This window comes from Micromonospora sp. C81 (assembly GCF_018070425.1).
GTDB lineage: Bacteria > Actinomycetota > Actinomycetes > Mycobacteriales > Micromonosporaceae > Micromonospora > Micromonospora zamorensis.
On record NZ_JAGPXS010000039.1, the window covers coordinates 1 to 11,665 of the forward strand.

At 72.3% G+C, this 11,665-nt stretch carries 7 protein-coding genes; 6 read left to right on the forward strand and 1 reads right to left on the reverse strand.

Annotation, left to right across the window (positions count from 1 at the left end; genetic code table 11):
* Positions 1-36: 36 nt before the first annotated feature.
* On the reverse strand, positions 37-2,745 hold the full coding sequence (locus tag KBX46_RS32130) for a glucosidase (protein ID WP_141910355.1): 2,709 nt from the start codon (positions 2,743-2,745) through the stop codon (positions 37-39).
* A gap of 42 nt (positions 2,746-2,787) precedes the next feature.
* Here KBX46_RS32130 and KBX46_RS32135 point away from each other — a divergent pair, with 42 nt between their 5' ends.
* From KBX46_RS32135 to KBX46_RS32160, 6 genes are all read left to right on the forward strand, one after another.
* The gene (locus KBX46_RS32135) at positions 2,788-4,731 is read left to right on the forward strand and encodes an amylo-alpha-1,6-glucosidase (protein WP_210795842.1); all 1,944 of its coding nucleotides are present in this window, start codon (positions 2,788-2,790) and stop codon (positions 4,729-4,731) included.
* A 137-nt stretch (positions 4,732-4,868) separates the two neighbouring features.
* Complete coding sequence (locus KBX46_RS32140; protein WP_172862068.1) at positions 4,869-6,203, forward strand: glycosyltransferase family 4 protein; 1,335 nt, start codon at positions 4,869-4,871, stop codon at positions 6,201-6,203.
* An 83-nt stretch (positions 6,204-6,286) separates the two neighbouring features.
* Positions 6,287-8,005, forward strand: a complete 1,719-nt coding sequence (locus KBX46_RS32145) for a protein kinase (RefSeq protein WP_308159762.1) — start codon at positions 6,287-6,289, stop codon at positions 8,003-8,005.
* Between the two features lie 119 nt (positions 8,006-8,124).
* A complete protein-coding gene (locus KBX46_RS32150; protein ID WP_308159763.1) occupies positions 8,125-9,762 on the forward strand; it encodes a serine/threonine-protein kinase in 1,638 nt (545 codons plus the stop codon).
* A 103-nt stretch (positions 9,763-9,865) separates the two neighbouring features.
* Entirely contained in the window at positions 9,866-10,675 is an 810-nt protein-coding gene (locus KBX46_RS32155; RefSeq protein WP_210795844.1) for a metal-dependent hydrolase, read from the forward strand.
* Positions 10,672-11,580, forward strand: a complete 909-nt coding sequence (locus tag KBX46_RS32160) for an amidohydrolase family protein (RefSeq protein ID WP_210795846.1) — start codon at positions 10,672-10,674, stop codon at positions 11,578-11,580. Before KBX46_RS32155 ends, KBX46_RS32160 begins: the two co-directional genes overlap by 4 nt.
* Positions 11,581-11,665 lie beyond the last annotated feature (85 nt).

The window sequence follows — 11,665 nt, forward strand, 5'->3', positions numbered from 1 at the left end:
GGCGGGGCGGGGCGGACGGGCGGGTAACGCTGACGGTCAGCGGCGGAGCGTGAGGATCAGGTCGGCTACCAGGGCTGTCCACCCGGTCTGGTGCCAGGCACCCAGACCGGCCCCGTTGTCGCCGTGGAAATACTCGGGGAACGCCACCAGGTCCCGCCAGTCGGGGTGGGTCTGGAAGAGCTGGCACGCGCCGTAGATGGGCCGCCGCCCCCAGTCGTCCTGGGTGAAGAGCGAGATCAGCCGGGCGGAGAGGTCGTCGGCGATCTCGTCCAGTGTCCGCTTCACCCCGGAGCGGGTCGGGTACTCCACCTGGAGGTCGTCGCCGAAGAACGCGGCGTAGTCGCGCAATGCGCTGATCAGCAGGAAGTTCGTCGGCATCCAGATCGGACCGCGCCAGTTCGAGTTGCCGCCGAACAGGCCGCTGGTCGACTCGGCCGGTTCGTAGCCGACGGAGAACTCCTGCCCGCCGAGGCTGACCGAGAACGGCTTGTCCAGGTGTGCGCGGGACAGCGTACGCAGGCCGAAGTCGGACAGGAACTCGTCGGGGTCCAGCATCCGGGCGAGCAGCCGGACCACCTGCTCCGGGCCCACCATGGACAGCAGCCGCTGCTGCCGGCCGTCGGGGCCGAGCCTGCGGGTGCCGATCACCTGGGCGTACTCCGGGCGGTTGGTGAGAAACCAGCGCAACCGCGCGCCCAGCTCCGGCAGGCGGTGCAGGGTCTTCGCGGTGAGCCGGGTGGTGGCGGCCAACGGCAGCAGCCCGACCACCGAACGGACCTTCAACGGCACCTTCGTGCCGTCGGCGAGGCGCAGCACGTCGTAGAAGAAGGCGTCCTCGTCGTCCCACAGCCCCTGCTCGTACGCGGCTGCGGCGATGTACGCGAAGTGCTCGAAGAACTTGGTGGCGGTGTCCACCCAGGTCCGGTCGTGCTCGGCGAGGACGATGGCCATGTCCAGCAGGTTGAGCGCGTACATGCCCATCCAGCCGGTGCCGTCGGACTGCTCCAGCACACCGGCGACCGGCAGCGCCGCCGAGCGGTCGAACGGGCCGACGTTGTCCAGCCCGAGGAAGCCGCCCTCGAAGACGTTGTTGCCGCCGGTGTCCTTGCGGTTGACCCACCAGGTGAAGTTGAGCAGCAGCTTGTGCATCACCCGGGCCAGGAAGTCGTAGTCCCGGCCGCCGTCGATCTCGAACACCTTCAACGCCGCCCATGCGTGCACCGGCGGGTTCACGTCGCCGAACGCCCACTCGTACGCCGGGATCTGCCCGTTGGGGTGCAGGTACCACTCGCGGAGCAGGAGCAGCAGTTGTTCCTTGGCGAAACCCGGGTCGACCCGGGCGATGCTCACGCAGTGGAAGGCCAGGTCCCAGGCCGCGTACCACGGGTATTCCCAGGGGTCGGGCATGGAGATGACGTCGAAGCTGGTCATGTGCCACCAGGCGCTGTTACGCCCGTGTCGGCGACCGGCCGGCGGCGGTGTCGAGCCCGGGTCGCCTTCGAGCCAGCGTTTGACGTCGAAGTGGTAGAACTGCTTGCCCCACATCAGCCCGGCGATGGCCTGCCGTGCCACCAGCGCCTCGTCGGCGGTGGCGGCCGGCGGGATCACCCCGGCGAAGAACCGGTTCGCCTCGGCCCGCCGCGCCCAGACCACGGCCTCGAAGCCGTCGCTGAGGTCGGCCGGGGGCGGCGGCGCGGCGGCCGGTGGCGACGCGGTGCGGGTCAGCCGCAGCCGGATCTGGCGCTGCCCGCCGGCCGGCACGTCGAGCACGTAGTGCAGCGCGCCCTTGGTGCCCTCCCGCGCGGGGTTGACAGTGGCCGCGCCGTTGACGACGTGGTCGTTGATGCCGTCCTTCGGGTACGGCGAGCGGCCGGGCAGGCCCCAGAGTCGTTCGGCGTTGGTGTCGTTGTCACAGAGCAGTGGCACCGGCCCGCCGTCGCCCTCCAGCAGCAGTTGGCCGAGCACCCGGTGCTCGCCGACGAGCCGGGTGCCCTGGCCGGTCAGTCGCGGGATCCGGTCGCCGCCGGGCAGGCCCCAGGCCCAGGTGTTGCGGAACCACAGGGTGGGCAGCACGTGCAGGGTCGCCGCCCGGTCGCCCCGGTTGGCGACGGTCACCACCATGCAGAGGTCGGTCGGGGACGCCTTGGCGTAGTCGACTGTCACCGCCCAGTACCGGTCGTCGTCGAAGATCCCGGTGTCCACCAGCTCGTACTCGGTGTCGTCACGGCCGCGCAACGCGTTCACCGCGACGAGTTCGTCGTACGGGAAGGCTGCCTGGGGGTAGTGGTAGCGCCAGCGCATCCAGGAGTGGGTGGGCGTGGAGTCCTCGTACCACCAGTACTCCTTGACGTCCTCGCCGTGGTTGCCGCCGTCGCCGCCGAGGCCGAACATCCGCTCCTTGAGGATCGGGTCCTTGCCGTTCCAGAGCGCGAGGGCGAAGGCGAAGGTCTGTCGTTCGTCGCAGACGCCGGCCATCCCGTCTTCATTCCACCGGTAAGCTCTGGACCGCGCGTGGTCATGCGGGAAGTAGTCCCAGGCCGTACCGTGCTCGCTGTAGTCCTCCCGTACCGTCCCCCACGCCCGTTCGGACAGATAGGGACCCCATGCGCGCCAGTCCTGCTCCCCCGAGTCGGCCTGGGCGAGCCGGAGCCGCTCAGCGTCGGGTGGCGAGGCGTCGGAGGACGATCGGTCAGTGATCACGTGCACATCTTTGACGTCGCCGCGGTACTTGACCACAGCGGCCATTCTCGTCGTGGCGTGTTACACCCCGCCGCCGATGGAGGAAAGTTGATCGACATGCACTTCGGCCCACAGGTCTGCGGCGATCTGACCAGTGCCGCGAGCCGGGAGTGGCTGGTTCCCGATGGCCTCGGCGGATATGCGATGGGCACCGTCGGCGGGCTCCGGACACGCCGCTACCACGGTCTGCTGGTGGTTCCCGGCGAAACTCCGGCCTCCCGCCAGGTGGGACTGGTCAGTCTCGACCCGGCGGTCACGCTGCCGTCCGGCGCACGGGTCCGGCTCGGCGCGCACGAGTGGTCCTCCGGCGTCGTGGACCCGCGCGGTTTCGAGTTGCTGGAGCGCTTCGACCTGGTCGACGGGCTGCCCCGGTGGCGGTGGCGGATCGGCGCGGTGGTGATCGAACGGGAGCTTGCCATGCTGCCCGGCCGCTCCTGCGTGGCGGTGGTGCACCGGCTGGTCGCCGGCGGGCCCGTCCGGCTGGAGCTGTCGGCCGCCTGCACCTGGCGGGACGCGCACGGCGAACGGCGGGCCGACGGCCCGACCCCGCAGGTCGAGGCGGTGGCCGACGGCGCTGTGGTCGAGGGCGCGTACCGGCTGGCCGGCCCGGGCTGGGCGCCCGAGGGGCAGTGGTGGCTGGGCGTGCACCACCGCGAAGAGGCCAACCGTGGTCTGAACGCGGACGAGGACCTCTGGTACGCGGGACGCTTCGTCGGCGAGCTGGAACGCCCCGGCGACACGGTGTCGGTGCGGGCCTGGGCCGGTCGACTCGACGAGGAGCCGCCGCCGGCCGCCGAGATCGTGGAGACGGCCCGACGGCGCAACCGGCAGGTGGTGGCAGCTGCCAAGCCGGCAGACCCGGTCGACGCGACGCTCACGCTGGCCGCGGACGCATTCGTGGTGCGGCCCGGGGGCAGGGCCGTCGACGTGGTGGCCGGCTACCCGTGGTTCGGGGCGTGGTCCCGGGACACGATGATCTCGTACGAGGGGTTGTTCCTCTGCACGGCTCGCGCCGACGAGGGCCGGGAGCTGCTGCGGTCGTACGCGGCGACGCTGTCCGAGGGCATGCTGGCCAACACGGCCGACACCGGTCGGGTGGAATACAACACCGTTGACGGCACGCTGTGGTTCCTGCACGCGGTGAGCCGGCACGTCACCGTCACCGGTGACACCGACCTCGGTGACGAGTTGCTGCCCGCGCTGCGTGCCGTGATCGACGCCCACGTGGCGGGCACCCGGTACGGGATCTCCGTCGACCCGGCCGACGGGCTGCTCGCCCAGGGCGCCCCCGGCACCGCGCTCACCTGGATGGACGCCCGGGTGTACGGGGTGCCGGTCACCCCACGTACCGGCAAGCCGGTCGAGGTCAACGCGTTGTGGATCAACGGGCTGGCCGGGCTCGCGGAGCTGACCGAGTTGGCCGGGCAGGACGCGGACGACCTGTGGCGACGGCACAGGCAGGCGACCGCCTCGTTCCGGGAGCGTTTCCCGTCGCCGACCGGCTGGCTGCACGACGTGCTGGACGCGCCCGCGCCGGCGTACCCCCTCGGTGGGGCCGCCCTGCACGACGACGACGCGTTGCGACCCAACCAACTGCTGGCCTGGTCATTGCCGTACGCACCGATGGAGCCGGACGAGGCGACGCTCCGCCGCGTCGGAAACGGTCTGCTCACCCCGCTCGGGCCACGCAGCCTCGCCCCGGATTCGGCGGAGTTCGTGGGCCGGCACCGGGGTGGTCCGGCCGAGCGCGACGGTGGCTACCACCAGGGCACGGTCTGGCCGTGGCTGCTCGGGCCGTACGTGGACGCGTGCCGCCGGAGCAAGATGTCGGTCGATGACGTATTCATCGGCATTGAGGCCCATCTGACCGAATATGGGCTAGGCTCGGTAAGCGAGACGGCCGACGGCCTCGCGCCGCACGCCGCGACCGGCTGCCCATTCCAGGCGTGGTCGGTGGCCGAGCTGCTGCGGGTGCGCCGAAAGGGCCAGTAGCGCTTTACACGACCGCAACGGTGGTGTCTCCGCTGGTTATCTCGATCCCGGCAGGATTGGCCCCGATCCAGACGCGACGGCGACATCGACTCCGGTGTCGGTCGGCGCGCGCCCGGGGACAACTCAAAGGGGGCCGCATGTCACCCGACGCCCACGTGATCGACATCCACGCCGCCCGGCAACTGCGGGTGCTGATGCTCTCCTGGGAGTATCCGCCAGTGCTCGTCGGCGGCCTGGGCCGACACGTGCACGCGTTGTCGGTGGCGTTGGCCGCCGCCGGCCACGAGGTCACCGTCGTCACCCGTCATGCCGACGGCGCGCCCCTGGAGGAGTACGCCGACGGCGTGCGCATCCTGCGCGCCCCCGAAGACCCGGTCGCCTTCCCCCTCGCCACCGGCTCACTGCTGGCCTGGACCATGGCCTTCAACCACACCCTCACCCGCACCGCCCTGCGCGCCACCGAAGCCGGCGCCTACGACGTCATCCACGCCCACGACTGGCTCGTCGCCCACACCGCCATCACAGTGGCCGATCACCTGGACCTGCCGCTGGTCACCACCATCCACGCCACCGAGGCCGGCCGACACCAGGGCTGGCTCCCGGAGGAGATGAACCGCACGATCCACGGCGTCGAGCACTGGCTCAGCGGCTCCTCCATCCGGGTGATCACCTGCTCGGGGTACATGCGCGACCAGGTCACCGCACTGTTCGACGTACCGACCGCGCAGGTGGACGTGGTGCCCAACGGGGTCGACAACAGGGCCTGGCGGGCCCGGCCGAGGGCGGTCGCGTCGGCCCGCGCGCGGTTCGCCGGGGACGGCCCGTTGGTCGGGTACGCCGGGCGGCTGGTCTACGAGAAGGGCGTCCAGCACCTGGTGCACGCGGTGCCGCGGCTCCGCGAGCGGCACCCAGGGCTGCGGGTGGTGATCGCCGGCGACGGGCCGTACCGCGCCGAGTTGGAGGCGGAGGCCCGACGGCTGGCGCTCAGCTCGACCGTACGCTTCACCGGTTTCCTCGACTCCACCCAGTTGCCGGCCATGCTCGGTGCCACCGACGCGACAGTGGTGCCCAGCCTCTACGAGCCGTTCGGCATGGTGGCGCTGGAGGCGGCGGCCGCCGGGGCGCCCCTCGCCGTGGCCCGCACCGGCGGTCTCGCTGAGATCGTCGAGCCCGGTGTCACCGGGGTGACGTTCCCGCACAGCGACCCGGACGCGCTCGCCGGAGCGGTCGGTCAACTGCTCGGCGACGAGGTCTTCGCCCGGCGGGTGGCCCGCCGGGCCCGCACCATGGTCGGCGAGCGCTACGGGTGGGCCACCATCGCGGCCCGTACGGCCGCCAGCTACGCCGCCGCACGCAGGGAACACGGCCCGTTGCAGGCCCGTAGGGCGGCAGCCCAACTGGCCGGTGGGCGCACCCGGATCGCCATCCCCGAGGGCAACCTTCTGGCGCGCGACGGCCACGCCGCCTGCTGAGCCGAGGCGGACGACCGATTGGTGACTTCCGATCCGCTGGTTAGGGTGTAGCCCGGACAGCGGCTGAGGAGGTGCGTGCGCAGGTGCTGATCGCGGATCGGTACCGGCTGCTCGACCTGGTGGGTCGCGGGGGCATGGGCCGGGTGTGGCGTGCCCGCGACGAGATGCTGCATCGCGAGGTCGCGGTCAAGGAGATCGTGCCGCCCAGCTGGTTGGCCGATCGCGAACGGGACGAGTTGCGCTCGCGCACCCTGCGGGAGGCGCGCGCCGCAGCTCGACTCAACCACCCCGCCGTGGTCCGGCTCTACGACGTCGTCGCGGTCGACGGCAGCCCATGGATCGTGATGGAGTACGTCCCGTCCCGCACCCTTCAGGACGTGGTGGACGCCGAGGGGCCGCTCGATCCGGCCCGCGCGGCCCGGATCGGCTTGGCCGTGCTCGACGCGCTGCACGCCGCGCACACCGCCGGGGTGCTGCACCGCGACATCAAACCGCAGAACGTGCTCGTGGCGCACGACGGGCGGGTGATGCTCACCGACTTCGGGCTGGCCACCTTCGACGGCGGCGACGGTGCGATGACCCGCCCCGGCATGGTCCTCGGCTCCCCGCAGTACGTTGCCCCGGAGCGGGCCGCCGAGGGAGTGTCCACGGTGGCTGCGGACCTGTGGTCGCTCGGTGCGACCCTGCACGCGGCGGTGGAGGGCCGCTCCCCGTACGCCCGCAGCACCGCCATGGCCACCCTGAGCGCACTGGCCGCCGGACCGCCGGACCCGGCTCCGCACGCCGGGCAGCTCGCGCCGGTCCTCGCCGGGTTGCTGCGCCGCGACCCGCGCGACCGCCTCGACCACGACGCGGCCCATCGGCTGCTCACCGCCGCGGCGACCGGGCGCACCGAACCGACCGCCGAAGGGTCGACAGGTTCGGGCGACCGGCCCGAGGCGCACGACCCGGACGACCAGGACCTCACGATCCCGTTGCCCGAGCCCGACCCGCCGGCGAACCCGGGCGACCGGGCCCTGAACGCGCCGGCTGACACACCACCGGCCTCCGCCCCACCGGCTTCCCGCCCGCCAGCCCGGCAGCCCACCATCCGCCGGGCGGCGTTGATCGCCGTGGCTCTGGTGGTGGCCGCCGCCGCCGGCGTGGGCACCGCGATGGCCGTCACCGGTGACGAGCCCAGGGACACCGCCGGCCGGCCCACCGCACGGCCGCCGGACGGTGGTGGCGGCCCGGGCGGGCCGGGCCCGGGTTACGACCCCGACCGCCCCGGCCCACCGCCGGGAGGCCCGGGCATTCCTCCGCCACCCTTCCCATGTGTCCGTCCGAAGGCGGCCGGTGCGCCCGTGCTGGCCGGCGCCCCCGCAGCGGGCGAACGGTTCCGCCCGCCACCCGGCTGGGTCTGGCACGCCGACACCATCGGGTTCCGGGTTGCGGTGCCGGCGACCTGGTACTACTCCCGCGACGGCGCGGTGGCCTGCTTCCAGGACCCCAGGTCCGGCCGGGCCTTCAGCGTCGCCAGCGGCGACGACAGCGACCCGCTGGTCCGACTCCGCACGGTCCGCGACGTGGCTGCCCAGGCCGGTGCCCTGCCGGGGTACGACGAGATCCGGCTCGCCGCTGCCGACGGAGGGGCGGAGTGGGAGTGCCGCTGGCAGGCCCCGTACGGCGCATGGCTGCACGCCCGGCAACAGGTCGTCGGCGCGGGCCGGTGGACGCTGGCCTGGATCACCGACGACAGGGACTGGACCAAGGCCGGCGCGGACTGGACGGCAGTGCGAAACAGTTTCCGACCACCCCCCTGACCTGCACCGTATAGTCATGATCCGGACTACCGTCCGGCGTGGATCGAGGCCGCTCAGCGGATGAAAAGAGCGGGCGCGGTAGCTATCGTGTAACCCGGGGTGACCAAGGGGGAGCGACCGTGCAGCAGTTGCTGATCGCGGGTCGGTACCGGCTGCTCGACCTGGTCGGCACCGGCGGGATGGGCCGGGTGTGGCTTGCTCGCGATGAGATGCTGCATCGCGACGTGGCGGTGAAGGAGGTCGTGCCGCCGTCCTGGCTGGCCGAGGCCGAGCGCGAGGAGCTGCGACTGCGGACACTGCGCGAGGCTCGCACCGCCGCGCGGCTCAACCACCCCAACGTGGTCCGCATCTACGACGTGGTGCACGACCGGGAGAGCCCCTGGATCGTGATGGAGTACGTGCAGTCCCGGTCGGTGCAGCAGATCATCAGCGCCGAGGGGCCGCTGAGCCCGCAGCGCACCGCTCTTGTCGGGTTGGCGGTGCTGGCCGCGTTGCGGGCCGCGCACACCGCCGGGGTGCTGCACCGCGACGTGAAGCCGCACAACGTGCTGGTGGCCGACGACGGCCGGGTGGTGCTCACCGACTTCGGGCTGGCCACCTTCGACGGTGGTGAGGGTGCGATGACCGGTCCGGGCACCGTGCTCGGCTCACCGCAGTTCGTCGCCCCCGAGCGGGCCCGCGAAGGGGTGTCGGATCCACGCACCGACCTGTGGTCGCTGGGCGCGACGCTCTACGCGACGGTCGAGGGCCAGTCCCCGTACGCCCGGTCGAGCGCGATGGCGACGCTGAGCGCGCTGGCCACCGAGCCGCCGGACCCGATGCGGCGGGCCGGGCCGTTGCGCCCCGTGCTCCTCGGCCTGCTGCAACGCGACCCCTGGCGGCGGTTGACCGCCGCGGAGGCGGAGCCGCTGCTGCGGCAGGCGGCCGCGGAGCCCGACCAGCCGGCCGCGCCGCCGATGTCCTCGGCGGTGGCGGCGTTGCGGAACGCGGGCCGTACCAGGTCGCCCGCTCCGGTGGACACGGTCGGTGCGCCTGACCACCCGCCGACGTCGGCGGGTCGGCCGGCGAGCCGCCCCCGCAGACGCCGACGACGCCTGATCGCTCTCGGCGGCGCGGCCACCGCTCTCCTCGTCGCCGGCGGCGTCACCGTGGGTCTGGTCTACCGCAACGACGAGCGGACGCCGCCGTCCGGTTCCGGTGGGGGCGCGTCGAGCGCCCGGCCGGCCGCGTTCGCCTGCGCGACACCACCGCCACCGCCGCCGACGTCCACTCCGGTGGCGTCGGTCGCGCCGCCGACCGAGGCACGGTACCGGCTACTCGACGGCTGGACCTGGCACGACGACCCGACCGGCTTCCGGATCGCCGCGCCGGTGGGCTGGGCGCGCTGGACGGAGGGGTCGGTGACCTGCTTCCGGGAGACGGGCGGGGCCCGGGTGCTCAGCGTCGAGTCCGGGCCGGTGCGGGCCGACCCGGTGGCGCACTGGAAGGCCGAGGAGGCGCGACTCACCACCGGTGACGGGCTGCTCCCCGGCTATCGCAAGGTGGACATCTCCGCGATGGACATCTACGAGGGTGGCGCTGTCTGGGAGTGCGGCTGGGAGAACGCGGCAGGCGAACAGGTGCACAGTTTCCGGTTGCTGGCCAACACCTCGGCCGAGCGTTCCTACACCGTCTCGTGGTTGACAAAAGAGTTCGACTGGCAGGTCAACGCGGCATACTTGCCGATGATCCGGCAGAGCTTCACCCCCGCTCTCTGACAGCGTCCGATGTGGACCTTCCGGGTGATGCCCCTGCGACGCCGAGGCTGACTACAGTGGCGTAGTTTTGGGCGCTCAAGATCCCTGGGGAGGGTGAGCCGAGATGATGGGACCACAGCACGCGCTGTCCGGCGCGGCGGTGTGGTTGGCGGGGTCCTGGGCACTGGACCATTTCGCCGACTACCACCAGTCGCCGCTCGCGTTGGCGGTGGGCACCGCGGTGTGTGCCGGCGGCGCGCTCTTTCCCGATCTCGACATGTCGGGCAAGGTGACCAGGAACCAGGGTGGGGCCACCGTGGCCCGCACCTTCGGGGTCTTCTCGCTCTTCGCCGCCGAGGTGATGGAGAAGATCTCGCTCGGGGTCTACTACGCCACGAAGCTCAGCAGGGACCCGCGTCGCAACAACGGGCACCGGACGCTGACCCACACCCTGCCGTTCACCGTGCTGGTCGGCTGGGGCACCACAGCACTCTGCGCCGCGTACGGCAAGTGGGCTGTCATCACCATCCTGTTCTTCATGTTCGGCCTGGCGCTGCGCGGGCTGTTCGACGAGTGGGCGGAACGCGCCGGCTGGGTGATCATCACCCTCGCGTCGGCCGGGGCGGCCTGGTTCACCTTCGCCAACCTGCCGGGCGGTCGCGGCTATCCGCTGATCGGCACGGCCCTGGGGGTGGGCTGCTTCGTGCACATCCTCGGCGACATGATCACCCGAGCCGGCGTGCCGATCCTCTGGCCGATCCCGATCAAACGGCGGATGTGGATGATGATCGGCCTGCCGAACAGCATCGCCCTGCGGGTCGGCAGCAAGGCCGAGGTGGTCGGGATGCGCCTCGCCCTGACCGCCGTCTCGGCGCTCGCGACCGTCGGCCTGATCGCGCCCTCGGTGCTGAGCCGGTTCGACATCGAGATATGACCGATCCGGCACCGGAGCCGCCGCCAGCCGCCGACGCGCGGGTGCCGGCATTCTGGCGCGGACTAGGCCTGCCCGGCCTGGCCGACGTGCACGTGCACTTCCTACCGCCGCGCCTGCTGCGCAGGATCTGGGCGTACTTCGACGCGGCCGGCCCACTGGTCGGCACCGAGTGGCCGATCCGGTACCGGTGGAGCGACGCCGAGCGGGTCGCGTACCTGCAGCGTCTGGGCGTGCGGGCGTTCAGCGCCCTGGCGTACGCCCACCGGCCGGGCATGGCCGCGGACCTCAACCGGTGGTCGCTGGACTTCGCCCGGGTCACCCCGGGCTGCCTGCCCTCGGCCACCTTCTTCCCCGAACCGGACGCGCCCGGTTACGTCGAGGCGGCGCTGGCCGACGGGGCCCGCGTGTTCAAGGTGCACGTCCAGGTCGGCGGCTTCTCGCCGACGGATCCGGCGCTGGACCAGGTGTGGGGGATGCTGTCCGACGCGGGTGTGCCGGTGGTCGTGCACGCCGGGCACGCACCCGTGGGCACCGCGCACACCGGCCCGGAGCAGTTCGGCGAGCTGCTGGCCCGCCATCCTCGGCTGACCGCCGTGGTGGCACACCTCGGCGCCCCGGACTATCGGGCGTTCCTGGATCTCGCGGAGGCGTACGAGCGGGTCCGGCTGGACACCACGATGGCCTTCACGCCCTTCTTCGACCAGTTCGTCCCCTTCCCCGACGACGAGCTGCCCCGACTGCGCGAGTTGGGACTGTCCGGCAAGGTGCTGCTGGGCAGCGACTTCCCCAACATCCCCTACCCGTACGCCGACCAGCTCACCGGGTTGGCCCGGCTCGACCTGGGCGACGACTGGTTGCGCGCGGTCTGCTGGAACAACGCGGTCGCGATGTTCGACCTGACCTGACCCGCCGCGCCGTCCCCGCCGCCGCACCGCAACCCCTCCGTCTCGCACCCCGAACCCCGAACCCCGCACCCCGCACCCCGCACCC